Annotated in this window: 18 protein-coding genes, 2 tRNA genes and 1 riboswitch; of the genes, 9 read left to right on the plus strand and 11 right to left on the minus strand. The window is 72.8% G+C overall.

Going from position 1 to position 25,708, the window contains the following annotated elements:
- Positions 1-473 precede the first annotated feature (473 nt).
- Positions 474-1,022 carry a MarR family winged helix-turn-helix transcriptional regulator gene (locus ACIQ6R_RS20000; protein ID WP_404222688.1) on the minus strand — a complete coding sequence of 183 codons (549 nt, stop codon included), beginning with the start codon at positions 1,020-1,022 and terminating at the stop codon, positions 474-476.
- A 135-nt stretch (positions 1,023-1,157) separates the two neighbouring features.
- Between ACIQ6R_RS20000 and ACIQ6R_RS20005 the strand changes: the two genes are divergently transcribed.
- Positions 1,158-2,435 (plus strand): MFS transporter, encoded by a 1,278-nt coding sequence (locus ACIQ6R_RS20005; protein ID WP_404223013.1) that lies wholly within the window; start codon positions 1,158-1,160, stop codon positions 2,433-2,435.
- A gap of 66 nt (positions 2,436-2,501) precedes the next feature.
- Here the strand turns inward: ACIQ6R_RS20005 and ACIQ6R_RS20010 are convergent, their stop codons facing one another.
- Together ACIQ6R_RS20010 and ACIQ6R_RS20015 are read right to left on the minus strand one after the other, a co-directional pair.
- Entirely contained in the window at positions 2,502-4,139 is a 1,638-nt protein-coding gene (locus ACIQ6R_RS20010; protein ID WP_404222689.1) for a SpoIIE family protein phosphatase, read from the minus strand.
- Between the two features lie 186 nt (positions 4,140-4,325).
- On the minus strand, positions 4,326-5,705 hold the full coding sequence (locus ACIQ6R_RS20015; RefSeq protein WP_404172330.1) for an NAD(P)/FAD-dependent oxidoreductase: 1,380 nt from the start codon (positions 5,703-5,705) through the stop codon (positions 4,326-4,328).
- Between the two features lie 372 nt (positions 5,706-6,077).
- Between ACIQ6R_RS20015 and ACIQ6R_RS20020 the strand changes: the two genes are divergently transcribed.
- Both ACIQ6R_RS20020 and ACIQ6R_RS20025 read left to right on the plus strand, forming a co-directional pair.
- Entirely contained in the window at positions 6,078-6,884 is an 807-nt protein-coding gene (locus ACIQ6R_RS20020; protein WP_404222691.1) for a TetR/AcrR family transcriptional regulator, read from the plus strand.
- Between the two features lie 319 nt (positions 6,885-7,203).
- Positions 7,204-9,432 carry a sigma-70 family RNA polymerase sigma factor gene (locus tag ACIQ6R_RS20025; RefSeq protein ID WP_404222692.1) on the plus strand — a complete coding sequence of 743 codons (2,229 nt, stop codon included), beginning with the start codon at positions 7,204-7,206 and terminating at the stop codon, positions 9,430-9,432.
- Between the two features lie 9 nt (positions 9,433-9,441).
- Here the strand turns inward: ACIQ6R_RS20025 and ACIQ6R_RS20030 are convergent, their stop codons facing one another.
- Complete coding sequence (locus ACIQ6R_RS20030; RefSeq protein ID WP_404172339.1) at positions 9,442-11,559, minus strand: asparagine synthase-related protein; 2,118 nt, start codon at positions 11,557-11,559, stop codon at positions 9,442-9,444.
- A 710-nt stretch (positions 11,560-12,269) separates the two neighbouring features.
- Here ACIQ6R_RS20030 and ACIQ6R_RS20035 point away from each other — a divergent pair.
- The 4 genes from ACIQ6R_RS20035 (at position 12,270) to ACIQ6R_RS20050 (ending at position 17,372) form a co-directional block, all read left to right on the plus strand.
- Positions 12,270-13,694, plus strand: coding sequence for an MFS transporter (locus tag ACIQ6R_RS20035; protein ID WP_404172342.1), 1,425 nt, complete (start codon positions 12,270-12,272; stop codon positions 13,692-13,694).
- Between the two features lie 76 nt (positions 13,695-13,770).
- Entirely contained in the window at positions 13,771-15,015 is a 1,245-nt protein-coding gene (gene lhgO / locus ACIQ6R_RS20040; RefSeq protein ID WP_404172345.1) for an L-2-hydroxyglutarate oxidase, read from the plus strand.
- A 13-nt stretch (positions 15,016-15,028) separates the two neighbouring features.
- The gene (gene trmB, locus ACIQ6R_RS20045) at positions 15,029-15,973 is read left to right on the plus strand and encodes a tRNA (guanosine(46)-N7)-methyltransferase TrmB (RefSeq protein WP_404222693.1); all 945 of its coding nucleotides are present in this window, start codon (positions 15,029-15,031) and stop codon (positions 15,971-15,973) included.
- A 10-nt stretch (positions 15,974-15,983) separates the two neighbouring features.
- Positions 15,984-17,372: a PrsW family intramembrane metalloprotease gene (locus ACIQ6R_RS20050; RefSeq protein WP_404222694.1), complete on the plus strand. Its 1,389-nt coding sequence runs from the start codon at positions 15,984-15,986 to the stop codon at positions 17,370-17,372.
- 111 nt (positions 17,373-17,483) lie between these two features.
- Here the strand turns inward: ACIQ6R_RS20050 and ACIQ6R_RS20055 are convergent, their stop codons facing one another.
- From ACIQ6R_RS20055 to ACIQ6R_RS20075, 5 genes are all read right to left on the minus strand, one after another.
- The gene (locus ACIQ6R_RS20055) at positions 17,484-18,428 is read right to left on the minus strand and encodes an aldo/keto reductase (RefSeq protein WP_404222695.1); all 945 of its coding nucleotides are present in this window, start codon (positions 18,426-18,428) and stop codon (positions 17,484-17,486) included.
- Between the two features lie 137 nt (positions 18,429-18,565).
- Positions 18,566-19,600: a M23 family metallopeptidase gene (locus tag ACIQ6R_RS20060; RefSeq protein ID WP_404172357.1), complete on the minus strand. Its 1,035-nt coding sequence runs from the start codon at positions 19,598-19,600 to the stop codon at positions 18,566-18,568.
- Positions 19,601-19,611: 11 nt separating this feature from the next.
- Positions 19,612-19,768: riboswitch (cyclic di-AMP (ydaO/yuaA leader) on the minus strand.
- Between the two features lie 243 nt (positions 19,769-20,011).
- Entirely contained in the window at positions 20,012-21,244 is a 1,233-nt protein-coding gene (locus tag ACIQ6R_RS20065; protein ID WP_404222696.1) for a PP2C family protein-serine/threonine phosphatase, read from the minus strand.
- 190 nt (positions 21,245-21,434) lie between these two features.
- Positions 21,435-21,508: transfer RNA gene (locus ACIQ6R_RS20070), tRNA-Met, on the minus strand.
- A gap of 55 nt (positions 21,509-21,563) precedes the next feature.
- A complete protein-coding gene (locus ACIQ6R_RS20075) occupies positions 21,564-22,694 on the minus strand; it encodes a dihydrofolate reductase family protein (protein WP_404222697.1) in 1,131 nt (376 codons plus the stop codon).
- 398 nt (positions 22,695-23,092) lie between these two features.
- Between ACIQ6R_RS20075 and ACIQ6R_RS20080 the strand changes: the two genes are divergently transcribed.
- Positions 23,093-23,434, plus strand: a complete 342-nt coding sequence (locus ACIQ6R_RS20080) for a hypothetical protein (protein ID WP_404172366.1) — start codon at positions 23,093-23,095, stop codon at positions 23,432-23,434.
- A gap of 117 nt (positions 23,435-23,551) precedes the next feature.
- On the opposite strand, the gene ACIQ6R_RS20085 is transcribed toward ACIQ6R_RS20080, so the two are convergent.
- Positions 23,552-23,624 (minus strand) — tRNA-Lys (locus ACIQ6R_RS20085).
- Positions 23,625-23,747: 123 nt separating this feature from the next.
- A complete protein-coding gene (locus tag ACIQ6R_RS20090) occupies positions 23,748-25,283 on the minus strand; it encodes an amino acid permease (protein ID WP_404222698.1) in 1,536 nt (511 codons plus the stop codon).
- Positions 25,284-25,474: 191 nt separating this feature from the next.
- Here ACIQ6R_RS20090 and ACIQ6R_RS20095 point away from each other — a divergent pair.
- Positions 25,475-25,708 (plus strand): hypothetical protein (locus tag ACIQ6R_RS20095; protein ID WP_404222699.1); only part of this gene is annotated, 234 nt, incomplete at its 3' end.

Here is a 25,708-nt window from a genome sequence, read left to right on the forward strand (position 1 = left end):
GGAACGGACGCTTCCTTTGTACTCACCCGAGAGACTCTCTCAGGCTTTCCTCCGGGCGCTTCCCTTCGGTCTTGCGTTTCCGACTCTATCAGATCTTTCCGATCCGATTTCCTCGGTGCTTTCCAGGTTCTCGCTTTCGCGTTTCCCTTTCCGGCGGTTCCGACTCTATCAGATCCTTTCGGGCTCTGATTCCCCGTCAGAGGGGGTTGTCTTCGCGGCTGTTGGGCCGTTCCGACGTCTCAAACCTTAGCGGACCTTCTCGGCGATTCCCAATCGAGGTCGATCGGGCTGTCGAACCCCAATCGGAATTGAATTCGGACACGCCGAAGTCATTCCCACTGGGAGGTCGCGCTGGTGGTTTGGTTGCCGCTGGTGCGGCGGGAGGTGCTACCGCAGAACCGTTACGGCCCCGTGGCAACCCGAAGAACCCTACGGATCCCGTGGGGGACTGTCAAGCAACCCTGTCAAGATCTTTAATCGAGGTCGCTGAGGCGGCCGCCGGCGTCCGGCTGGGCGTGCTCCACCCTGCGCAGGAGGCGGGTGAGGACGTCACCCAGTGCGGTCCGGTCGTCCGCGGAGAGGTCCTGGAGCAGGTCCTCCTCGAAGACCGAGGCGAGGCGCATGGCCTCCAGCCACTTCGCGCGCCCCTCCGCCGTCAGCTCGACGATGACGCGGACCCGGTTGGACTCGTCGCGCTCCCGGGTGACCAGTCCCTCCGTCACCATGCGGTCGATGCGATGGGTCATCGCGGCGGGCGTCAGGCCGAGCCGCTTGGCGAGATCACCGGGACCCAGCCGGTAGGGGGCGCCGGAGAGGACGAGCGCCTTCAGCACCTCCCAGTCGGTGTTGCTGATGCCGAGCTCGGCGGTCTGCCGGCCGTACGCGACGTTCATACGGCGGTTGAGGCGGGACAGCGCCGAGACGATCTTCTCGACCTGGGGGTCGAGGTCCTGGAACTCGCGCTGGTAGGCGGCGATCTGCTCTTCGAGTGTCGGCTCGCCGGCGCCGGAGGTGTCGCCCATGGCCGCAGTATGGCACGCGACTCCTTTGCCTTGAAGTCCTTCGCTGTGTACTCTTTAGCTTCGAACTTTAGCTTCTAAGTCTTCACTCCTAACGGATGGAGCAGCGACCCAGAGAGGGTGAACGTGACCAGGGCAATGGGCGCAGCGATGCGCCGGATTCATGTGGGCAACGCACTCAGCGCGTTCGGGCTCGGCTTCACCGTCCCCTACCTGTACGTCTATGTGGCGCAGGTACGGGGACTCGGTTCTGTGACGGCGGGTCTCGTACTCGCCGTCTTCGCCGTGGCCGCGTTGATCGTGCTGCCGTTCGCCGGGCGGGCCATCGTCCGGCGCGGCCCGCTGCCGGTTCTGCTCGCCGCCCTGGTCACCGCCGCGCTCGGGGCGCTGAGCCTGGGGGTGTCGGCCTCGTCGGCCACCGTGCTGTTGTCCGCCGCCGCACTCGGCGCCGGGCAGGCCGTGATGCAGCCGGCGCTCGCCACGATGATCGTCGACTGTTCGCCGTCCGAGACGCGGTCGCGGGCGTTCGCGACGCAGTTCTTCCTGCAGAACCTGGGGCTCGGCGTCGGCGGACTCATCGGTGGGCATCTCGTCGACACGTCGAGCGCCGCGTCCTTCACGCTGTTGTTCGCGATCGAGGCGGCGATGTTCCTGGTGCTGGTCGCGGTGATGGCGTCGGTGCGCACACCGCGCGCGCCGCGCATGGAGGAGGCGCCGGGACAGTCCGCCGGGGGCAGCTGGAAGCAGCTGCTCGGCAACCGGGCCATGGTGCAGCTGTGCGTGCTGGGCTTCGTGCTGTTCTTCGCCTGCTACGGGCAGTTCGAGTCGGGGCTGAGCGCGTACGGCGTCGAGGCGGCGGGGATCTCCACCTCCACGCTGGGCACCGCGCTGGCGGCGAACACCCTGGTGATCGTCATCGCGCAGTTCGCGGTGCTGAGGTTCGTGGAGCGGCGGAAGCGGTCGCGTGTGATCGCCGCCGTGGGTCTGATCTGGGCCGTGGCGTGGGCCGTGGCCGGGTACGCCGGGCTCGGGCACGGCAGCCAGGCGATGGCGACGGCCGCCTTCATCTCGACGTACGCGCTGTTCGGTCTGGGCGAGGCGCTGCTGTCGCCGACGGTGGCGCCGCTGGTGGCGGACCTTGCGCCGGACGGGCTCGCCGGGCAGTACAACTCCGCCTTCGCCCTGGTGAAGCAGCTCGCGCTGGCGATCGGGCCGGCGGTGGGCGGGCCGCTCGGGGCCTCGCTGCACGCGCCGTACATCGTGGCCTTCCTGCTCTTCTCTCTGGGCATCACGGTGCTGGCGGTGCGGCTGGGGCGGCAGCTCACGGACGTACAGGACCAGCCGTCGCTCGCCAGGAGCCGGGTGGTCGCGCAGAACGGGGCGCCGGCCGACGCGGTGGCGGCCGCGGAGGCGTGAGCGGGCGGGGCTGTGACGGGTTCGTTCCCGTCACGGCCCCGGTCCCGGCCTGGTCCCGCTCCCCGTTCAGGGCTTCGGCAGGACGAACTCGCACCAGACCGCCTTGCCGCCCCCGGGTGTGCGCCTGGACCCCCAGTTGGAGGCGATCGTCGCGACGATGGCGATGCCCCGGCCGGACTCGTCCCCGGGCTCGGCTCGGCGGCGTCTGGGCAGGTGGTCGTCGCCGTCGGTGACCTCGATGATCAGGCGGCGGTCGGTACGGCGCAGGCGCAGCCGCATGGGGGGCGTGCCGTGCTGGAGGGAGTTGGCGACCAGTTCGCTGGTCGCCAGGACGCCCAGGTCGTGCAGGTCGGTGGGGAAGCGCCAGCTGGTCAGGACGCCGGACGCGAAGGCACGCGCGCGTGGGGCCGCTTCCACGCCGCCGAGCAGTTCCAGGGCGGCGTTGCGGAAGCGCTCGGCCTCGGCGCCCTTGCGGGCGGGGTGCTGGAGGACCAGGACGGCGACGTCGTCGTCGTGCTCCGGGGTGACGCCCGCCGAGCGGACCAGGCGGTCGCAGATCACCTGGGGCGTGCCGGTCGCGCCGGACAGGGCGCGCTCCAGGGCGGCGATGCCCTCGTCCAGGTCTTCGTTGCGGCGTTCCACCAGGCCGTCGGTGTAGAGGACGGCCGTGGAGCCGGGGGTCAGGGCGATCGATCCCGAGGAGTGCATCCAGCCGCCGGTGCCGAGCGGGGGGCCGGTGGGTTCGTCGGCGCGCTGGACGGTGCCGTTCTCGTCGCGGACCAGGATGGGCAGGTGCCCGGCGGACGCGTAGACCAGCCGACCCTCGTTCGGGTCGTGGATGGCGTAGACGCAGGTGGCGATCTGGTTGGCGTCGATCTCGGTGGCGAGGCCGTCGAGGAGCTGGAGCACCTCGTGCGGGGGCAGGTCGAGGCGGGCGTAGGCCCTGACCGCCGTACGGAGCTGGCCCATGACCGCCGCCGCGCGGACCCCTCTGCCCATGACGTCGCCGATGACCAGGGCGGTGCGGCCGCCGCCGAGGGTGATCACGTCGTACCAGTCGCCGCCGACCGCGGCCTCGGTGCCGCCGGGGTGGTAGGTGGCGGCGACGCGCAGGTCGTCGGGTTCCTCCAGTTCCTGCGGGAGCAGGGAGCGCTGGAGGGTGACGGCGGTCTCGCGCTGGCGGCCCTCGCTGGCGCGCAGGCGGGCCGCTGCCTCGGCATGGTCGGTGACGTCGGTCGCGAAGACGAGTACGCCGCGGTCGCCCTCGGTGACCGGGGTGCAGGTGAAGGTGTAGGAGCGGCCGTCGGGGGCCTTGCGGGACTTGAGGGTGCGGGGTCTGCCGCTGCGCTGGACCTGGTCCAGGAGCGGGAAGAGGCCCAGCTCGTCGAGTTCGGGGAGCGCCTCGGACGCCTGTTCGCCCAGGTTGCGCATGCCGAAGGCCGCGACGTAGGCGTCGTTGACGTAGGCGAGACGGTGGTCGGGGCCGTGGACCAGGGCGACGAGGGCCGGGACGCGGTCGAGGACGTCACGCACGGGGAGGTCGTCGACGGCGGGGGCGGGCGGGGCCTCGTCGGTCAGCTGTTCGGCGCGGGCGGCGGGTACGGAGCCGTCGCTCCGCCGGTCCGGGGAGACCGTCGTGTCGGTCCGCGCTGCGGCGCGGCGCTGCGTTCCGGGGAGTCGGGCGCTCCAGCGCGTGAAGTTCACGAATCCTTGCCTCGTGTAGTTGTCGGCGGCCGGGGCCGGGGCGGACCGGGAACGGCCGGGGCCGCGGGGGCCGCGCGGGAGCGAGCGGCGGCGCGCCCGCGGTGGTGGACCAGTCTGGCAGGGTAGGTGCCGACCGGGCCGACATCCGTCAGACGCCGGACCGGCCGGGGGAGTTCCTGACTCCGGTCAGGACGACCCCTTCGGGTTGCGCGGAGGTTCCTGAGAAGGCTTTCCACCGGCCGCGAGTTCGAACTCCGCTCGCGGATGTTCGAGTGAACCCAGGGAGACGATCTCCCTCTTGAAGAGTCCCGCCAGGGCCCATTCGGCCAGCACGCGCGCCTTGCGGTTGACGGTGGGGACCCGGCTGAGGTGATAGGCGCGGTGCATGAACCACGCGGGGTAGCCCTTCAGCTTGCGCCCGTAGACGTGCGCGACGCCCTTGTGGAAGCCGAGGGAGGCGACGGAGCCGGCGTACTTGTGCGCGTACGTGTCGAGGGGCTCGCCGCGCAGGGCGTGCGCGATGTTGTCGCCGAGGACCCTGGCCTGGCGGACGGCGTGCTGGGCGTTGGGGGCGCATTCGCGGCCGGGTTCCGGGGCGGTGACGTCGGGGACGGCGGCGGCGTCCCCCGCGGCCCACGCGTGTGCGGCGCCGTCGACGGACAGGTGGGGGGTGCAGGTGAGCCGGCCGCGGTCGTTGAGGGGCAGGTCGGTGGCGGCGAGGATCGGGTGCGGTTTGACGCCGGCCGTCCAGACGACCGTACGGGTGGGGAAGCGGGCGCCGTCGCTGAGGACGGCGACGCGGTCCGCGCAGGACTCCAGGCGGGTGTCCAGGCGTACGTCGATGTTGCGGCGGCGCAGTTCGGTGACGGTGTAGCGGCCCAGGTCCGCGCCGACCTCGGGCAGGATGCGGCCCGACGCCTCGACGAGGATCCACTTCATGTCGTCCGGAGTGACGTTGTGGTAGTACCGCGCGGCGTAGCGGGCCATGTCCTCCAGCTCGCCGAGGGCCTCCACGCCCGCGTAGCCGCCGCCGACGAAGACGAAGGTGAGGGCGGCGTCGCGGATGGCGGGGTCGCGGGTGGAGGAGGCGATGTCCATCTGCTCGAGGACGTGGTTGCGCAGGCCGATGGCCTCCTCGACGGTCTTGAAGCCGACGCCGTGCTCGGCGAGGCCGGGGACCGGGAGGGTGCGGGAGACCGAGCCGGGCGCGAGGACGAGTTCGTCGTACGTCAGCCGGCGGGCGCCCGTCTTCTCCTCGTCGGTGGCGAGGGTGGTGATGGTGGCGGTGCGCGTCGTGTGGTCGATGGACCGTGCCTCGCCGATGACGACGTGGCACTGGTCGAGGACGCGGCGCAGCGGCACGACGACGTGCCGGGGGGAGATCGAGCCCGCCGCCGCCTCGGGGAGGAACGGCTGGTACGTCATGTAGGGGTCCGGGGTGACGACCGTGATCTCGGCCTCGCCCCGCCTCAGTTCGCCTCTCAGGTTCCGCTGCAGACGCAGGGCCGTGTACATCCCGACGTAGCCGCCGCCGACAACGAGAATGCGCGCACGTTCCTTCACCATCCCATGACGCACCCGACGCTTGCGTTTGTCCACAGGCTCGTCGATTTGTGTGATCGGGGACCGAGACGGCGCGGGGTTGGCCGGGGCGGCGGGATGCGGGGTGGTCGTGCAGGTCAGTGGGGGTGCGTGCGGGGGGCGAAGGCGGCACATATGGGGCGTATACGATCCGTACTCCGATCGGTGGGTACTCCGCCCGGAACGTGCCCCTTCTGAATTGACTCCCGCTCAACTATGTTCTTTCCCACGGTGTGTAGGGGATGTGCTCATCGGGTCCGCGACGGGCGGACCGACGGACCGGGCCTGTTCCGCGCACTCCGGCTTTCGATGGCGGGGAGAGTCTCCGGGGGGAGACGTCATTACCGGGGGATTGTCATGCATGTTCAGGAATCTCATTGGTCGTCCGCGTCCACTGTCGCGCCGGGTGGCGCGATGAGTGCGGCGGCGGGCGGCGCGCGCGGGGACGGTTCGCGGACCGCGCCGCTGCGCGTGGACGCCCAGCGCAATCTGGAGCACGTGCTGCGCGCGGCGCGCGAGGTGTTCGGCGAGCTGGGGTACGGAGCGCCGATGGAGGACGTGGCACGGCGCGCGCGGGTGGGTGTCGGCACGGTGTACCGGCGCTTCCCGAGCAAGGACGTTCTGGTGCGGCGGATAGCCGAGGAGGAGACGGCCCGGCTGACCGACCAGGCCCGGGCGGCGCTCGGGCAGGAGGACGAGCCGTGGTCGGCGCTGTCGCGTTTCCTTCGGACGTCGGTGGCCTCGGGCGCCGGGCGGTTGCTGCCGCCCGGGGTGCTGCGGGTCGGGGTGGCCGACGACGGTGACAGCAGCGCCGGTGGTGTCGGCGGTGTCGGCGGTGCCGTGACCGGCGAGCCGCGGGTGCCGCAGCAGCGGATACAGCCGGGCTCGGGCGAGCTGCGGCTGGTGTCCGAGGGGTCCGCGCCCGTCGGTGCGTCGGGCACCGGTGAGGACGACGACGGTGCGGCGGCGCTGCTGGAGGTCGTGGGCCGGCTCGTGGAGCGGGCGCGGTCGGCGGGTGAGCTGCGGCCGGACGTGTCGGTGTCGGACGTGCTGCTGGTGATAGCCACGGCGGCGCCCTCACTGCCGGACGCGGCACAGCAGGCGGCGGCCTCGTCCCGGCTGCTGGACATCCTGCTGGAGGGACTGCGGTCGCGGCCGGCGTGAGCCGTGTGCCGTTGGTGTCGCTGTGTCGCTGTGCCGCTGTGCCGCTGTGCCGCTGTGCCGCTGTGCCGCTGTGCCGGCAGGGTGATGCGGGGTGTGAGGTGGTGTGAGCGGGCTGGTCCGGACAATCCGCGCGTCTCGCTGCACGCCCGCCTGGACGGGGTGCTTTCTCCTTCCCCGAACGGCTGAGCGTTATTACCGCGTCGTGGCGAGTCCCCACGGACGAGTGATGGTCCGCACTGCGGGGTCCTGACCAAAAGCCAATATGGCACGCTGACCCGGTGTTCGGGACAGGCAGTGCCGGTGGCGGGGGCTTTCCGCGATGAGCGTTGACGGGCGGGACGGGTCACTCGGTGACGGCGACGCCGGACCCGGCGACCCGCCGCAGGTGCCGGGCCAGGGCGGAGCGGGTCGGGCGGCACGTGGCCGCGTCCCCAGGGAGGACGACCGCGCCTCCACGGAGGGCGGCCGCGTACCCACGGAGGGCGGTGGGTCGGCGGAGGGCGGCATTCCGGCGGAAGGCGGCGTCCCGACGAAGGGGAGCGGCCTGGCGGAAGGCGGCGCCCCGGCGGCGGAGGGGTGCGTCCCGGCGGTAGGCAGCAGCTCGGCAGAAGGCGGCACCCCGGCGGAAGGCAGCGTCCCGGCTCAGCGTGAGCTGCACGAGGACAGCGTCCTGCCCCCGCCGCGCGAGCAGCATGACGGTGGCGTCCTGCCTCCGCCGCGCGACCGGCACGGTCTGGACGACCTGCACGACGGCGCCGTCCTGCCCCCGCCACGCGGCCTGCACGACGGCGGCGTCCTGCCCCCGCTCCGCGAACTGCCGTTGTCCGACGCCGAGCTGATCGAGCGGATGCGCTCGGGCGACGACACCGCCTACGAAGAGCTGTACCGGCGCCACGCGGACGCGGTGCGCCGGTACGCGCGTACCTGCTGCCGCGACGCGCACACCGCCGACGACCTCACCGCCGAGGTCTTCGCCCGGATGCTCCAGGCGGTACGCGGCGGCTCGGGCCCGGAGCACGCCGTGCGCGCCTACCTGCTCACCGCGGTGCGGCGCGTCGCCGCCGGCTGGACCCGGTCGGCCGGGCGGGAGCAGCTGGTCGACGACTTCGCGGTGTTCGCCGCGCAGGCCGCGCACACCGCCAAGGTGCCGGACGACGACACCCTGGAGCTGGGCGCCGACGTCCGCGCCATGCACGAGGCCGAGCAGTCGATGGCCATGCGGGCCTTCCGTTCCCTGCCGGAGCGATGGCAGGCCGTGCTGTGGCACACCGAGGTCGAGGACGAGTCGCCGAGCGAGGTGGCCGTGCTCTTCGGGCTGGACGCCAACGGCACCCGGGTCCTGGCCAGCCGCGCCCGCGAGGGCCTGAAGCAGGCCTACCTCCAGGCCCACGTCAGCGATGCCCTCGCCACCGACGAGGAGTGCGCCCGCTACGCCGACCGGCTCGGCACCTACGCGCGCGGCCGGCTGCGCACCCGGGCCGAATGGGGGCTGCGCAAGCACCTGGACGAGTGCGCCAGGTGCCGGCTGGCCGCCGGTCAGATCAAGGAGGTCGCGAGCGGCATTCCCGCCGTGGTACCGGTCGCGGTCATCGGCTGGTTCGGCGCCGCCGGGTACGCCAAGGCGGCGGGGATCATCGCCGGCGGCGCGGGTGCGGCGGGCGCCGCGGGCGCGGCGGCCACGACGGGCGGTGGCGCGTCCGGCGGCGCTGGTGCCGGGGGCGGTGCGGCGGCCTCCGAGGGACTGGGCGCACCGGTGAAGGCCGGCATCGCGGCCGGTGTGGTGGCGGTGGCCGCGGCGGCGGCGCTGGTCTTCGCGCTGGTCGGCGACGACGCCGCGAAGAAGCAGCCGCCGAAAGCCGCCCCGCCCGCCTCCTCACCGGTGGCCCAGCCCGCCCCGGACACACCCGCGCCCTCGACGCGGCCACCGCGCCCACGCCCACCACTGGCCGCACCCGAGCCGTCCCCGACCCCGACGCCCACCCCCAGGCCGACGCCGCCCCCTTCGCCCAAGCCCTCCCCCACCCCCGAACCGACCCCGACGCCAACCCCCACTCCCACTCCCCCGCCGTCCCCGACCCCGTCGCCGCCCCCGACCCCGACACCACCGCCCGCCCCGACCGTCTACCAGTGGAGCGAGCTGGCGTACGACGTGGGCGGCGACGGGTCCGGGCCCGAGATGCGGCTGGCCGGGAGCAGCTGGGTCTGGCAACGGTCCGCCCTGTCGATCGGCGGCGAACGGTACGCGCACGGCGTCACGGTGCACGGGCGCTCCTCCGTCACCATCGACCTCAACCGCTCCTGCTCGTCCTACGACGCCCTGGTCGGCGTCGACGACCTGACGATGAAGCTGGGCAAGGTCCGCTTCTCGGTGCACGCCGACGGCGTCCGGCTGTGGAGCTCGGGGAAGGTCAAGGGCGGGGACCCGGCGGTGCCCGTGCATGTGGACATCTCGGGGCGCGAGTCCGTACGGCTGGTGGTCGAGCCGCACAGCCCCTTCGACTCGGTGGCGCTCGCGGACTGGGCGCGGTCGCGGTTCACCTGCGAGTAGGGCGCCCCGTCAAACGCGGCGCACGACCGCCCCCGCCCCGCCCAGCGCCCCCCGCTGCGGCGCGATGCCCGCCGGCACCGCGCGTTGGCGGGCCGGGGTGCCGGTCCAGCAGGTGCCGCGGCGGGCGAGGAGGCGGCCGAGCCACAGTTCGAGGGAGACGAGGTCGGCCAGCCCGTCCAGGGGCAGCGCCTCGCCCGCGGCCGCCGCACGCACCGCCTTGCGCACGACCCGCGCCTCCACGAGCCCCGCCTCCGCGAGCAGCGGCGTGTCGAAGAGCCCCAGCAGGGAGTCCGCGGCGACCCGCAGCCCCGTCCGCGCGGCGGAGGCCGCCAGCCCCTGCGTGGGCGCCCCCCAGCCGCTCGGCAGATCGCTCACCCCCGCCCCCTCCAGCACCGTCCGCAGAATCGACGCCCGTGCCCCCGGCTGCACCCGCAGCGCCTCCGGCAGCGCACGGCAGGCGCGGACGACCTGGTTGTCGAGGAACGGCGTGTGCAGCCGCTGGAAGCGGATCTCGGCGGCCTGCTCCAGCACCCGCACGTCCGCGGCCTGCCGCGCCAGCGCCGCACGCGCGCGGAAGTCACCCGGCCGCTGCCCCGGCCCCACCCCGGAACGCTGGGAGGACGTCTGGAGGCGAACCGATACTTCAGCCAGCGCCTCTCCGGTCAGCCACCGCGCCGCCGGCCCCGGCCCGGCCCAGGACAGCACCGCGAGCGACGCCTCCATCGCACCGTCGCCCGGCGTGTCGAAGCGACGGCGCAGCAGCCGTTCGGAGAGCACCTCAAGGCCGGTGCGGTACGGGGTCCGCGCCAGCCGCCGTGCCGCGGCGTACACGCGCGCGGGGACCAGCACCGACCCGTCGGCCTTGGCCAGCGCGGCGACCGGCCGCACGAGATGGCGCCGCTTGCGGTCCATCAGCAGGTCGGCCAGCCGCGCCGGATGGGCGTCCAGCACCTGCCGCGCCCCGTACCCCGTGAAGTGGTCCGCGCTGCCCGCCGCCAGCCGCGCCCGGTGCCGTGCCGCCGCCACCAGCACGGAACCCGGTTCGTCCGTCAGCGGCCCGTCCAGCGCGGCGTACGGCAGGACGTCCTCGCCGCCGGTGACCACCACGTGGTGCAGTCTCGGGTTGGCCGCCAGCGCGCCCGCCCGCTCCAGCTCGGCCTCCTGCCCGCCGACGGCGAGGTCGTTGAAGGTGACGGCCAGCAGTCGCTCCCCCGCGCCCGTGCCGTGCCCGAGCACGGTCCCCGGCATCCCCGGCAGCCCGGCGGCCAGGAGTGCCAGCGTCCCCGAGGCCGGTCCGCCGGACAGGTCGGCCCCGATCCCCGGGACCGGCATCCCGCGCGCGGCACGCCGTTCCGCGGGTCCCATGCCGGGCACGGGCCCGGGGTCGATGCCGTCTCCGGGGACGTGCCGGGGCGCGGCGAGGCGCGTGCGCACCGCCTCGATCAAGGCGTCCCGCACGCCGTCCACCGCCCGGTCGGGATCGGCCGAGGGCGCCGCCACGGCGAGCGAGGCCACCTGCTCGTATCCGGCGATCTCGCGTGCCCCGGCGCGCAGGATCAGCGCATGCCCCGGCGGAATGCGTTTCACGCCGTCGTACGGGGTGGAGTCGTCCAGCGCGGCCGGCACGTCGGGCGCGGCGAGCAGCGCGGCGAGGTGTCCGAAGTCGAGGTTGGCCTCGATGAGGTCGGCCAGGGGCAGCGCGGCCGTCGCGTAGGCCGTGCCGCCCGCCCAGGGAGTGTGGAACACCGGCCGTACGCCCGCGAGATCGCCGCAGACGGTGATCCGCCGGCCGACCTGGACGACGGCCGTGTAGCTGCCGGGCCACGCGGTCAGATGCCGAAGGGCGCCGCCGCGCGCGGCGAACAGTCCGACGCGCAGCTGCTCGTCGGTGGCGCCGCAGATGCCGAGTACGGCGATCCGGGTCTGTGGATCGGCGGTGACGACGCGCACCTCGTCGGGGCGCCAGTCGCCGACCGCCCACAGGGGATCGGGGTCGCCCCACAACGGCTGGGCGCCCACGGGCTGCACGGTCTCGCCGTCGTAGCCGGTGGCCCCCGCGGAGCCGCCCGCTCCGGCGATTCCCGCTGCTCCCACGGCGGCGCTGCTCCACCCCACCAACCACCGCATCGACGCCTCCACAGGCTGGGGACAACCAGTGCACCGTACGAACTGGTCCCATGCTGCCATGAAGGGCGCGCCGCAGAGCAGCGGCGGAGCCGCATGTGCTCCCGTGAATGCGCCCCCGCGGAAACCCACGCGAGGACGCCAACTCCCTCTCCGCTCCCCCTCGGAGGCTCTCCGAGGGCGCGAAGACGACGCGAATGCGCCCCCGCAACGCGCCCTTTGGCTCCCCGACGCGCCCTCAACTCCCATGGTGAGGGGCGTGGTACCCCGAAAACATCAGGGTCGATTTTCAGCCAAATCAGCGTCGCGCGAGCGCGTTCGAACACGCTCCGTACACGATCTGCTCACCGACCGGCACCGATCGGAGGCGTGCGGTCCGGGAGGCGAGGCATGCCCCCCGGACCGGTCCGCCGCCCGCGGGGATGTAGGCGGCGGCGTCCCCCAGCCCACTGGATCCAGTACAGCGGGCCGACCCACGCATCGCCCATGGAACCGCTCCCCCCGTGGCCGGAGGAGAGCGCACGGGCGGGCGCACGGCCACACACTGGGAGCACGTGGCAACGGACCGTGCGGACACCGCACTTCAGTACGGACCACAATCCCGCCATCCGGAAGAATGCCTCTTAACGCATGGGATCCGGCGAACTACGCTGGGTTTACGAATGCCGCGTGGTTATGCCAGCGCGGCAGCCGTCTGTGTCGAGGGGTGGCGCATGTCCAGGGAGCAACGCGGGCCGAACGACAAACTCGGCGCCGTTCTCGCCCTCGCGGGAATCAGCAATGCAGGACTCGCCCGGCGCGTCAACGACCTCGGCGCCCAACGCGGGTTGACGCTTCGCTACGACAAGACGTCGGTGGCGCGCTGGGTGTCGAAGGGCATGGTGCCGCAGGGTGCGGCGCCGCACCTCATCGCCGCCGCCATAGGCCAGAAGCTCGGCCGCCCGGTGCCGCTCCACGAGATCGGCCTGGCGGACGCGGACCCCGCCCCCGAGGTGGGCCTCGCCTTCCCCCGGGACGTCGGCCAGGCGGTCAGGTCCGCCACCGAGCTGTACCGTCTCGACCTCGCCGGCCGCCGGTCCGGCGCCGGCGGCATCTGGCAGTCGCTGGCCGGTTCGTTCGCGGTGAGCGCGTACGCCACGCCCGCCTCGCGATGGCTGATAACCCCGGCCGACAGCTCGGTGGCGCGTGACGCGAGCCCGGCCGAGGGCTCCGGCGCACCGCTCAAAGTCGGCCACAGTGATGTGCGGAAACTGCGGGAGGCCGCCGAGGACGCCCGGCGCTGGGACTCCAAGTACGGCGGCGGCGACTGGCGTTCGTCGATGGTCCCCGAGTGCTTACGCGTCGAGGCGGCCCCGCTGCTCCTCGGCTCCTACTCCGACGAGGTCGGCCGCGCCCTGTTCGGCGCCTCGGCCGAGCTGACCCGCCTGGCCGGCTGGATGGCCTTCGACACCGGCCAGCAGGAGGCGGCCCAGCGCTACTACATCCAGGCCCTGCGTCTGGCCCGCGCGGCGGCCGACGTCCCCCTGGGCGGCTACGTCCTCGCCTCCATGTCGCTCCAGGCCACCTACCGCGGCTTCGGCGACGAGGGCGTGGACCTCGCGCAGGCCGCGCTCGAACGCAACCGGGGCCTGGCCACGGCCCGCACCATGAGTTTCTTCCGCCTGGTCGAGGCCCGGGCCCACGCGCGCGCGAACGACGCGGTGGCGGCCGGCGCGGCCCTGAAGGCCGCCGAGAGCTGGCTGGAGCGCGCCCGCCCCGGCGACAGCGACCCGACGTGGCTGGGTTTCTACTCCTACGACCGGTTCGCCGCCGACGCCGCCGAGTGCTACCGCGACCTGAAGGCACCACGCCAGGTCCGCCGCTTCACCGAGCAGGCCCTGTCGAAACCGACGGAGGAGTTCGTACGCTCGCACGGCCTCAGACTCGTCGTCTCGGCGGTGGCCGAGCTGGAGTCGGGCAATCTGGACGCGGCCTGCGAGCAGGGCGTGCGGGCGGTCGAGGTGGCCGGCCGCATCTCCTCGGCCCGCACCACCGAGTACGTGAAGGACCTCCTCCACCGCCTGGAGCCGTACGGCGACGAGCCGCGCGTGGTCGAGCTGCGGGAGCGCGCCCGGCCCCTGCTGGTGACCCCGGCCTGATCCACCGCCCCTTCCCGGGTTTGAGGGCATTGTCAGTGGCGCAGTGCACTATCGAAGCCGGGAGGTGGGCCGGAAGATGGAACGAGTGCGGACCGCGACCGCGCCGGGCAGCGGGCGCGGCGTCGCGTACGACTGCGACGTGCTGGTGATCGGCGGCGGGATCGTCGGGCTGTCGACGGCGTACGCGATCACCCGCGCCGCGCCGGGCACCCGTGTGACCGTGCTGGAGAAGGAGCCGGGGCCGGCCCGGCACCAGACGGGCCGCAACAGCGGCGTCATCCACAGCGGTGTCTATTACCGCCCCGGCTCGCTGAAGGCCCGCTACGCGGTGCGGGGCGCGGCGGAGATGGTCAAGTTCTGCGCCGAGTACGGCATCGCGCACGCCGTCACCGGCAAGCTGATCGTCGCCACCGACCGCTCCGAGCTGCCCCGCCTGCACGCGCTCGTGCAGCGCGGCCGGGAGAACGGCATACCGGTCCGCGAGCTGGGCGCGGCGCAGATCCCGGAGTACGAGCCCGAGGTGCGCGGCCTCGCCGCCATACACGTCGGCACGACCGGCGTCTGCGACTACGTGGCCGTGGCCCGGCAGCTGGCCCGCGCATCGGGCGCGGAGATCCGCTACGGCGCCGAGGTTCGGCACATCGACCGGCGCCCGGGCCTCGGGGTCGCCGTGCGCACCCGCTCCGGGGACGTGCTCCGCGCCCGGGTCCTGGTCAACTGCGCCGGGCTGCACTGCGACGGGATCGCCCGCATGACCGGGGACGACCCCGGCATGCGGATCGTCCCCTTCCGGGGTGAGTACTACGAGCTGGCCCGGCCCGAGCTGGTGCGGGGACTGGTCTATCCGGTGCCGGACCCGGCGTTCCCGTTCCTCGGGGTGCATCTGACCCGCGGCATCGACGGAGGCGTGCACGTCGGGCCCAACGCGGTACCGGCGCTGGCCCGGGAGGGGTACGGCTGGGGCGTGGTGCGGCCCGGCGAGCTGGGCGGGACGCTGGCCTGGCCGGGCTCGTGGCGGATAGCCCGGCGGCACTGGAGATACGGGGCGGGCGAGCTTCGGCGGTCGCTGTCCAAGACCGCGTTCACCACGGCCGTGCGCAGGCTGCTCCCCGCGGTGACGGAGTCGGACCTGGTGGCGGCGCCCGCGGGGGTGCGGGCACAGGCGGTCCTGGCGGACGGCACACTGGTGGACGACTTCATGATCCGCGAGGGCGCCCACGCCGTGCACGTCCTGAACGCACCGTCGCCCGCGGCGACGGCGTCGCTGCCGATCGGTCGGGAGGTGGGGCGCAGGGCGCTGGCCATGCTCGGCCACCCGTAAAATCGAGGGCACTGTGTCTGATTTCCGCAACGCCTCCGACGCTCACCGGCCCGCCGCCGAGGAGCCGGCCGCTCCCGAGCCCGCCGCCTCCCACGCCGGTGGCCCCCAGGCCGGTGGCTCCCAGGCCGATGATTCCCTCCGGCACACCCGTGCCAAGGGTGAGCCCCGTTTCCCGGACGGGCCGAAGGCCGATCCCGCCGGGTCGCACTTCGAGCGGCGGATCCGCAGTTTCCAGCCCCGGCGCAGCCGGGTGACCGCCGGGCAGGCGGACGCACTGCAGCGGCTGTGGCCCCGGTGGGGGCTGGACATCGACGGGCAGCGGGTCATCGACCTCGCCGAGCTGTTCGGGAACGCCCGCCCCGTCGTCCTGGAGATCGGCTTCGGCATGGGCGAGGCCACCGCCCGGATGGCCGCCGCCGACCCGGACACCAACATCCTCGCCGTGGACGTCCACACCCCCGGCCAGGGCAACCTGCTGGGTCTCGCGGAGCAGAACGACCTGTCCAACATCCGGGTGGCCAACGGCGACGCGATCATCCTCCTGCGCGAGATGCTCGCCCCCGACTCCCTGGCCGGACTGCGCGTCTACTTCCCCGACCCCTGGCCCAAGAAGCGGCACCACAAGCGGCGCCTGATCCAGCCGGAGTTCCTGGCCCTGGCGGCGACCCGCCTCGCGCCGGGAGCGATCGTGCACTGCGCCACGGACTGGGAGCCGTACGCCGAGCAGATGCTCGACGTCCTCACCGCGCACCCCGACTTCGAGAACACCGTGCGGGACGGTGGTTTCGCGCCGCGTCCCGCCCACCGGCCACAGACCCGTTTCGAGGGCCAGGGACTGGACAAGGGTCATGTCGTGAACGACTTGCTCTTCCGCCGCGTACAGCACTCCGTAGCGCACTCCGCGTCGCATGGCGATCAGCACCGCGATCAGCACAAGGAGCAGCCCCCCACCGGTTAGGGTCCATGCCGTGGCCACCTGTCCCCCGTATCCGACGCGTCCCCACACGCATGCGCATACGCAGCCGCACTGGTGGCAGCGCACCTGGGTGCGTTACGGCGCACTGATCACCCTCCTCGCGCTCTCCGGCCTGGTGATCCTGGCCCTGGTGCGCGAGCAGACCGGCACGCGGGGGTTCCTGGTGGGGCTCGGCCTCGCGGTGCTGCCCGTGCCGTTGCTCATGGCCGCGTTCCGCTGGCTGGACCGGGTGGAGCCCGGGCCGTGGCGGAACCTGCTGTTCTGCTTCGCCTGGGGAGCCTGCGCGGCGGCGCTGATAGCGATCGTCGCCAACAGCTTCGCGACGAGATGGATAGCGACGGCCACCGCCGACCCGGCCGGCGCGGACACCCTGGGCGCCACGGTCATAGCCCCGGTGGTGGAGGAGTCCGCCAAGGCCGCCGCCGTCCTCCTGGTCTTCCTCTTCCGCAGGCGGGACTTCACCGGCATCGTCGACGGCGTCGTCATAGCGGGCGTCACCGCCACCGGCTTCGCCTTCACCGAGAACATCCTCTACCTGGGCAACGCCTTCGGCACCGACCAGCTCACCGGTGGCAGCGGCATCACCTCCGTCACCGCGGCGACCTTCTTCGTCCGCATCGTGATGTCGCCGTTCGCCCACCCGCTCTTCACCGTGCTCACCGGCATCGGTTTCGGCCTCGCCGCGCTCTCCGCGGGCCGCCACCGCCTGCGCCGCGCCCTGCTCCCCCTGTCCGGACTGCTGCTGGCGATGGGCGTGCACGCGCTGTGGAACGGCTCGGCGGCATTCGGCGAGTACGGCTTTTTCGCCGTCTACGCGGCCTTCATGGTGCCGTCCTTCGGCCTGCTGACCTGGCTGGTGATCTGGACCCGGCAGCGCGAACTGGGCACCGTACGCGCCGAACTCCCCGTGTACGTCGTGGCCGGGTGGCTGGCGCCGACGGAGCCGTACGCGCTCGGCTCGATGCGGGCCCGCCGCATCGCCCGTCGGCACGCCTTGCGGCATGCCGGGAAGGAGGCGGCGCGGGCGGTGGCGCAGTACGAGGCGTACGCGACCTCGCTGGCGTTCCTGCGACAGCGCGGGCGCCGGGGCAGGGCGGGCGCCGACTTCGCCGTACGGGAGCGGGAGCTGCTGAACGCCCTGTGGCACCGGCGCGACGTGGCGCGCCCGGCACTGGACTACGCGGCCCGGGCCACGGCGCCGCCCGTGCCGGTGGCCGCACGCCCCTGGGCGCATCCGTACGGAGCGGCGTACGGGACGGCGTACGGGCCCGCCCACCCGGCGGCGGCCCCGACGCCGTACGCCGCACCGGCCGCGTACAGCCCGCACACGGCGCAAGCCGCCTACGTCCCGTACTCTCCGCCCAGCCCCTACCGGCCGTAACGGCGGTGAAGGCGGTGAAGGCGGTGAACGCGGTGAAGGCGGTGACGCGGTAAAGGCAGGAACAGCGATAAGGCCAGTGACGGCCGCACCGCCCGTTCCGGAGACCGGGACTCAGGCCGACGCCTCCGTAAGCCTCCCGGCCTCGCTCTCCGTCAGGCTCAGCTCCGCCACCCCCAGCAGCGCCGGCAACTGCTCCACCGTGCGCGCGGACGCGATCGGCGCGGCCACCGTCGGCTGCGCGGCCAGCCAGGCCAGGGCGACCGTGGCGACGGGAGCGTCGTGGGCCTCCGCGATCTCGTCCAGGGCCGCGAGGACCCGCCGGCCGCGCTCGGTCTCCAGGTGCTTCGCCGCACCGCCCGCCCGCGGACTGTCGACGGCGGCACCGGGCCGGTACTTGCCCGTGAGGAAGCCGGACGCGAGGGCGTAGTACGGCACGGCGGCCAGACCCGCCCGCTCGGCGAGGTCGCGCGACTCGCCCTCGTAGGTGTCGCGCGAGACCAGGTTGTAGTGGGGCTGGAGGGCCACGTACCGGGCGAGGCCCTCACGGTCGGAGAAGGCCAGGGACTCCGCGAGCCGCTCGGCGGAGATGTTGGAGGCGGCGATGTGCCGGACCTTGCCCGCCCTCACCAGTTCGTCGAGCGCGCCGATGATCTCCTCCACCGGCACCTCGGGCTTGTCGAAGTGGGTGTAGTAGAGGTCGATGTGGTCGGTGCCCAGGCGGCGCAGCGAGGCGTCGGCGGCGGCCTTGATGTTCGCGGCGGACAGTCCCGGGTACTCGGGGTGCTGGCTGACCTTGGTGGCGAGGACGACGTCACCGCGGTTGCCGCGGGAGGCGAGCCACTTGCCGATGACGGTCTCGGACTCGCCGCCGCTGTTGCCGTCGACCCACGCGGAGTAGGAGTCGGCGGTGTCGAGGAAGTTGCCGCCCGCGGCGGTGTACGCGTCGAGGACGGCGAAGGAGGTGTCCTGGTCGGCGGTCCAGCCGAAGACGTTCCCGCCGAGGGCGAGGGGGAAGACCTCCAGGTCGGAGGAGCCGAGCTTGCGCAGAGAAGTCATGTCCTGCGTCAACGAACGTACCGGATCTGGCGATTCCGGAAGCGGGGCAAAGTTCCCGCAAACCGGCAGCCCTGGCGTCGGGGGGTCGCCGTCAGGACCGCCGGAACCAGGGGCGGTGGGGCCGGAAACGGCGTGGGTCAGGGAGTCAGGCCCTTGCTCTGCAGCCACGCCATCGGGTCGATACCGCCGCCTCCGCTGGTGTGGACCTCCATGTGGAGGTGCGCGCCGGTGACGTTGCCGGTGGCGCCGACGCGGCCGATGACGTCACCGGTGGTGACCTTCTGGCCGACGCTGACGCTGATGGAGGACTGGTGGGCGTACCAGATCTCGGTGCCGTCGTCGAGGGTGAGCACGGTCTTGTAGCCGTACGACCCCTCGTACCCGGCCGACGTGATGGTGCCGCTGTGCACCGCCTTGAGCAGCGTGCCCGTGGGAGCGGCGAAGTCGAGACCGGTGTGGTAGCCGGAGGACCAGTAGGCGCCGGCCTGGCCGAAGCTGGAGGAGATCGTGTACGAGGAGGTCGGCAGTGTGTACTGCTTGGCCAGCTTCGCGAGCCGCTCGGCCTCGGCCTTCTTCGCGGCCTCCTCCTCCGCCTTCTTCTTGGCGGCGGCGGCTTTGGCCTCGGCCTCCTTCTCCGCCTTGGCGGCGGCTTCCGCGGCCTTCTTCTCGGCGGCGGCTGCGGCCTCGGCGGCGGCCTTGGTCTCGACCTGGGTCTGCTGCTGCTCGGCCTGCGCCATGATCCGGGCCCGCAGCGTCTCACCGGCGTCGGCGGCGCTCTCCGAGGAGGTGTCGGCGGCGACCGTGCCGATGCTGCTGAGCGGGGTGGCGGAGCCCTCCGGCTCCGGCTTCTCCTCGTCGGAGATGAGCGAGCCGACGTTCGGCAGGTCCGGCATGGAGATCGACACCGGCGGCTTGCCGGTCTGCGCACTGGCCATGCCGCCCGCGCCGACGGCGGCTATGACACCGACGCCGAGGACGGTGGAGCTGCGGGCGAGCCCGCCGCGCTGCTTGGCGACGCGGTGCCGGCCGCGTACGGGGCGGATGGACTCCGCGGTGGGGTTCCACTCCTCCCAGGGGCCCTCTTCGGCGCGGTGGACGTCGTAGCCGAAGGTGTCGGTGTCGTGCCCGCTGGGCACGAACGGGGCCTCGGGGGCAGGCCGGTTGGACGCCACGTGGGCGTACTCCTTTCCTTCCTTTCGCCTACCGGGTTAGCTGACGGGTTCGGAGCAGGAAGGTCTCCTACGCGCGTATATCCGCCGTGTCTCCACGGCGTCGTACGAGCGATTCACCCCAATGTGGTGGTTCCCCGGTTCCCTTGCGGGATTCGGCGCGTGCGCACGGAGCCGCCTTCTGTGACGGCTGGGACGACCGCGCTGCGTTATCGAACGTTAATAGACGCGGGGCTCGGATTCCAAGCCGTTCCTCTTGATCATTAACGGATCCGGCCCGGACGTAGGCCTCACGATCGGTGAAAACCGGGCGAGTTGACCGCGCTTCGGTATTCCCCTTCACGGCACAAGTTTCTGATGGTGCATCAGTTGTTATGCGCAGGGCGGTCGGACCGTCACGTCCGGTGATGTCGATCAAGGTCGCCGTACGGCGAGCAGTGCCATGTCGTCGGCCATACCACCCCCGGAGTGCCTGCGCACGTCCTCGGCGAGGGTGCCGAGCAGCTCCGCCGGATGCCGGAACACGCGGCCGGCCAGCCGCGCGTGCGGCTCGTAGAACTCGCCCCGCCCGTCCCGCGCTTCCGACAGCCCGTCGGTGTACAGCAGCAGCGTGGCCCCGGCGGGGAAGTCGGCCTCCTCCGCGCGGTCGGGCCACACGCCCAGCTCACCCATGCCGAGCGGCAGCGCCGACTCCCGGGCGGGCAGCGGGCGCAGGGTGCCGTCGGCGTACAGCAGCAGGGGCGGCGGATGGCCGCGGTTGACGATGCGTACGATCCCGTCGCCGTGCGGGAGTTCGGCGAGTACGGCGGTGGTGAACCCCTCGAAGGCGTCCAGTCCGTCCCGCCGGGTTCCTTCGCGGGCCAGCGCACGCTCCAGTCGCTGTGCCACCGCCTCCAGCGTCGCCTCCTGCTCGGCGGCCTCCCGGAAGGCGCCGATCACGACGGCGACGGCGGCCACCGCGCCCATGCCCTTGCCGCGCACGTCCCCGACGATGAGCCGGATGCCGCGCGCACTGTCCTGCACCGCGTACAGATCGCCGCCGATGAAGGCGTCGGCCTGCGCGGCCTCGTAACAGGCGGCGATCTCGAAACCGCCGATCCGCTCGGCGGGCTCGGGCAGCACGGCGCGCTGGGCGGCCTCGGCGATCTCACGGACGGAGACGAGGCGCTCGCCCGTGCGGCGGACGAAGCCGTTCACGAGGACGGCGAGGACGGCGACCGTCGCGATGGTGATCAGCTCGGTGAGGGAGTCGACGTAGTGGATGACTCCCTTGCTCAGCTGCAGCCCGATGACGGCGGCGACCACGGCGACACCGGTGAGCACCGTGCCGCGCCGTGAGTAGACCGGGGCGGCGACCAGGGGCGCGGCCGTGTAGAGGGGCCCTGCGGTGAAGTACCTCGGGGTGAAGATGTCGTACAGGACGGCGGCGACGATCAGCAGCACGGGGAGCAGGCGCACGAAGGCACGCCCGTACGAGGTCCGCCGCGGCGGCGGCGATGCGGTCGGCAGCCCCGCGGCCGGCCGCCCGGCGAGCGGCGGCACGCGCTCCGGGCCGCCGCCGAGGCCGGGGTCGGGCACGGGGTCGCCGGGGAGCCGGCCGCCGGCCCGGGCGTACGCTCCCTCGTCCTCCACGTCACCTGGCCGCACCACTCGTCTCCCGCCACCCCGCACGTCCGCGCCGCTTGCCGTCCCGTACTCCAGGTTTCCCGGAGCGGGGACGGGGGGCGAGCCGTGAGGGCCGAGCGGGTGACGCGGCGGAGCACGTGCGAGAGGCGGGTGCGAAGGGCAAACACACCGAAGGCCGGAATCCTCATGGATTCCGGCCTTCGGCCTTGAGTAGCGGGGACAGGATTTGAACCTGCGACCTCTGGGTTATGAGCCCAGCGAGCTACCGAGCTGCTCCACCCCGCGCCGTTGTGTCTCCACTGTACGTCATCCCGGGGGTGGAATGCACATCCGTAAATCCCTACCCCTCCAGGTGGCGGTTCGGCGCCTTCGCCCGCCGCTCGTACTCCGGCAGTACGACGACGGTGGCGCCCCCGGCGGCGAGCACCCCGCTGCCGTCGGCCCCCGGCACGAAGGTGTCCGGCTCCCGCCAGGCCGTGACCACGCGGCGCACCCCGGCGTCGAGGATCAGCCGCGCGCAGGGCGCGGGCCGGGAGGCGCGGCGGGCGCACGGCTCCAGGCTGCTGTACACGGTGGCGCCCGCGAGCCGCGGATCGGCGCGGTCGGCCTTCGCGAGCGCCGCCTCCTCGGCGTGCACGACGGAGTCGCCGCCCTCCCGCGAGTGCCCCCGCGCCAGCTCGCTCCCGTCGGCGGCGACCACGACCGCCCCCACGCTGAACGCCGTCCCGGACGGCGGGCACAGCTCCGCCAGCTCACAGGCGAGCGCCAGCCAGTGCCGGTCGGCGGCGGTGACGCGGTCGCCGGTGCCGGGGGCGGTCGGCAGGTACCGCGTCAGCACCACGTCCTCGATGCGCCGCGACTCCACCAGCCGCAGCCGCCCGCCCTGGTAGGCACCGGGCCCGAACAGCCGGGGCGCGGCCGGGTCCCCGACGAACAGCGGCGCGAGGACGAGCTGCAGCTCGTCGGCGAGTTCCCGCTGCAACAGCTGGGTGTGGACGGTCCCGCCCCCCTCGACCATGAGCCGCCGCACGCCCCGCCGGTCGTGCAGGTGCTCCAGCGCCGTCCGCCAGTCGAGCGCGGCACCGAGCGGCACGACATCGGCGGCGAGCCCGAGAGCGCGGGCCCGTCGCGCGCCCTCGTCCGTGGTCAGCAGCACCTTCTCCCCACCGGTGTGCCAGAACGCCGCCGCCGGGTCCAGGTCTCCGGTGGCGCTGACCGTCACCTTGACCGGATACTCCGCCCTCCCCGCCGCGACGCGGGCCGCCCGCCGCTCGGCGGAGTGCACCAGCAGCCGCGGGTTGTCGGCCCGGATCGTGCCGGCGCCGACGAGGATCGCGTCGACGGACGCCCGCACCTCGTCGACGCGGTCGAAGTCGGCCGGGGAGGAGAGCAGCAGCCGGTCGGGGCCGGTGTCGTCCAGGTAGCCGTCGAGGGAGACGGCGGCGGAGAGGAGGACGTAGGGGAGGGGCATCAGCGGGCTCCGAACGGTCGAGCGGGGCAGGCAGGCAGGCAGGCAGGCAGGCAGGCAGGCAGAACAACGCTATGAGACCGCCCCCAGCCTCCGTCGTCCGCGGGCAGTCGTCGTCGGCGGGACTTCGCGAGCCTCAGCGCGTCGGCGAGGCACTCGGCGAGCCGGGACACGGTCCCGCCGCCGTCACCGGGGGCGAGGAAGCAGGACTTGCCCTCCGCCGACAGCCTGGTAAGCGTTGGCCGGCGTCCTACGCCGTGCTCGGCTTCGCGGTCGTCTGAAGGGGCGTCACCACCCTGTTGTCCGTGGGCGGCAGCGCGCCGTAGTACTGATGGCCGGATGAGCGAGGACTCGGTGCGGGCCGCGCAGGACGGCTCAGGAACAGGGAGGGTTACGCAACGATGGCGCAGACACCGGCCGAGCAGGCTCTGGCTCGCCCTTACACCACCGGTGACGGAAGCGTGCGGTTCGGCATCACCGGCCTGTCGGTCGACCGCCGCACGGGGGGACACGCCCTGCTGACGTACCACCTCACGGTGGAGCGGCCGGGCCGACCGGACGAGCGCTGGACCGTGACGCTGCCCTGGGAGGACAGCTCCTTCACGGACGTCCTCGACTCGCCGGCCCCTGACCCCGGCCGCCTCCAGCAGGTCGTGCACCTGGTACGTGCGCTACTGGAGGAATGGTGGGACACCAAGGGGCACAACCGGCGGTCGGCGAAGCTGGGACGTCGCCTGCCCTGAACCCCGCTGCGCGCGGGACAGTCCCCGTGTCGGCAGCGGGCCGGCCGGCGATCACGACCGGTGGCCGAGACGGACAGGACCCCAGCTCATTCCTGCTGTGAGCTGGGGTCCGACCTGTAGGCCCTGTGGGACTCGAACCCACAACCAATGGATTAAAAGTCCACTGCTCTGCCAATTGAGCTAAGGGCCCGGGGCGTGTTGCGTGATGTTGCCACACCGAGCATAGCCCGACGCGGCCGGGACGCCGATCGGGTATCGGGGTCACGGCCGCGTCGGGCCGGTGTCGCCGGACGCGAGAGGCGGGACGCGGCGGCTACGGGTCCACCGGCTCGGGGGCGTTCGCGCGGGCGGCGGCGCGGGCCCGGGTGCGTTCGTGGTCGGGGTTGAGGAACCAGTGGCGGGCCGAGGCCAGCCACCAGGTCGCGGCGAAGCCGAGGACGACCAGGACGGCGATCGGCGCGTAGTTGAAGGTCTCCCAGGTGACCGGGGAGACCTGCGGCAGCATGAACAGGACCGTGATGACGCCGACCCACGCCACCGCCACCACGCCCACCATCCGCGACCAGCGGCCCAGATGCCACGGCCCCCGTTCGAATGCGGCGCCCTTGCGTACGCGCAGCAGGGTCGGGATGACGTACGCGATGTAGAGGCCGATGACCGCGATCGACGTCACCGCCGCGTACGCCGTGACGTTGATCAGGTAGGGCAGGCCGAGGACCAGCGCGGCCAGTGCGGCCAGCCAGACCGCCGCGACCGGCGTGCGGGTGCGCGGGTTGACCGTGTGCCAGACGTGGGAGAACGGCAGCGCGCCGTCGCGGGAGAAGGCGTAGATCATGCGGCTGTTGGCCGTCACCGACGCCATCCCGCAGAACAGCTGCGCTCCGATGACGACCAGGAGAAGCAGCTTGCCCGCCGTCGCGCCCAGGGCGTCGAGGAGGATCTGCGCGGGCGGTGCGCCGGTCGGGGACGTGAGGGCGCCCTCGTAGGACTGGATGGCGAAGGTGAAGCCGAGGAGGAGGACGAAGCCGGCGATCCACGACGTCCAGATGGAGCGGACGATGCCCTTCGGGCCGGCCGTGGACGCGTCGTGCGTCTCCTCGGTCATGTGGGCCGAGGCGTCGTAGCCGGTGAACGTGTACTGGGCCATGAGGAGACCGATGAGGACGACGTAGACGCCGCTGCCCCAGCCGGTGTTGTTGACGAACTCGCCGAAGACGAAGGACGCCGACTGGTGCTGGTCGGGGGCGAAGGTCAGCGCGCCGACGATGACCGCGACGCCGACGACGTGCCACCAGACGCTGATGCTGTTGAGGAGGCCGACGATGCGGACGCCGAAGGTGTTCAGCAGGCCGTGCAGGATCAGGATGGCCGCGAAGAGGAGGATCGTGCGGCCCGGCGTGACCTCGAAGCCGAACTGGAGGTTCAGGTAGGCGCCCAGGAAGGACGCGGCGCCGAAGTCGATGCCGGCGGTCACCGCGACCTGGCCCAGCACGTTGAACCAGCCCGTGAACCAGGCCCAGGCCGCCGCCGTACGGGGCGGTGCGAGGCGGTGCGCCCAGAAGTACAGGCCCGCCGAGGTCGGGTACGCCGAGCAGATCTCGGCCATCGCCAGGCCGACGAAGAGGGTCATCAGGCCGACGGCGACCCAGCCCCACGTGATGACGGCGGGGCCGCCCGTGTTCATGCCGAAGAGATAGAGGGTCAGGCAGCCCGAGAGGACCGAGATGATCGTGAAGGAGACGGCGTAGTTGGAGAACGCCGACATGCGGCGGGCCAGAACCTGCGTGTAGCCGAGCTGGGCCAGCCGTTCCTCGTCCGACAGTCCACTCGCCTTGGCGTCATCTGTCATGCCCCCAGCAATTCCCTTGCGCCAGGCGTGACATGCGTCACTCGGTGGCCTGAACAAAGCGCCTGAACAAAGCGCCGTGGCCTCCACCCGGTGGGGCGGAGGCCACGGCGCGTTCAGACGGTCAGACGTCAGCCGTTGCGCTTCCAGCGCGGCTTGTCGTCACGGCGGCCGAAGGAGGAGGAACCGCCTCGGTGGTCGTCACGACGGCCGTACGGGCGGTCGTGACCGCCGGCGCGGAAGCCGGGGCGGTCGCCCTGACGGTCGCGGTTGAACGGACGGTCGCTGCCGGGACGGTCGCCCTGGCGGTCACGGTTGAACGGACGGTCGCTGCCACGGTGCCCACCACGCTCGCCGCGGTCGTCGCGGCGGAAGCCACCACGGTCACCGCCACGGTCGTCACGACGGTCGAAGGAACGCCCGCCACT

The organism is Streptomyces sp. NPDC096048 (genome assembly GCF_044763415.1).
GTDB lineage: Bacteria > Actinomycetota > Actinomycetes > Streptomycetales > Streptomycetaceae > Streptomyces.

Bases quoted from the DNA above. Each gene is read 5' to 3' on its own strand.
- ACIQ6R_RS20025 (WP_404222692.1), top strand. From the start codon at position 7,204: ATGAGCGTTGACGGGCGGGACGGGTCACTCGGTGACGGCGACGCCGGA.
- ACIQ6R_RS20090 (WP_404222698.1), bottom strand. From the start codon at position 25,283: ATGACAGATGACGCCAAGGCGAGTGGACTGTCGGACGAGGAACGGCTG.
- ACIQ6R_RS20080 (WP_404172366.1), top strand. From the start codon at position 23,093: ATGGCGCAGACACCGGCCGAGCAGGCTCTGGCTCGCCCTTACACCACC.
- lhgO (WP_404172345.1), top strand. From the start codon at position 13,771: ATGGAACGAGTGCGGACCGCGACCGCGCCGGGCAGCGGGCGCGGCGTC.
- ACIQ6R_RS20005 (WP_404223013.1), top strand. From the start codon at position 1,158: ATGGGCGCAGCGATGCGCCGGATTCATGTGGGCAACGCACTCAGCGCG.
- ACIQ6R_RS20020 (WP_404222691.1), top strand. From the start codon at position 6,078: ATGCATGTTCAGGAATCTCATTGGTCGTCCGCGTCCACTGTCGCGCCG.
- ACIQ6R_RS20035 (WP_404172342.1), top strand. From the start codon at position 12,270: ATGTCCAGGGAGCAACGCGGGCCGAACGACAAACTCGGCGCCGTTCTC.
- ACIQ6R_RS20000 (WP_404222688.1), bottom strand. From the start codon at position 1,022: ATGGGCGACACCTCCGGCGCCGGCGAGCCGACACTCGAAGAGCAGATC.
- ACIQ6R_RS20015 (WP_404172330.1), bottom strand. From the start codon at position 5,705: ATGGTGAAGGAACGTGCGCGCATTCTCGTTGTCGGCGGCGGCTACGTC.
- ACIQ6R_RS20075 (WP_404222697.1), bottom strand. From the start codon at position 22,694: ATGCCCCTCCCCTACGTCCTCCTCTCCGCCGCCGTCTCCCTCGACGGC.
- ACIQ6R_RS20030 (WP_404172339.1), bottom strand. From the start codon at position 11,559: ATGCGGTGGTTGGTGGGGTGGAGCAGCGCCGCCGTGGGAGCAGCGGGA.
- ACIQ6R_RS20055 (WP_404222695.1), bottom strand. From the start codon at position 18,428: ATGACTTCTCTGCGCAAGCTCGGCTCCTCCGACCTGGAGGTCTTCCCC.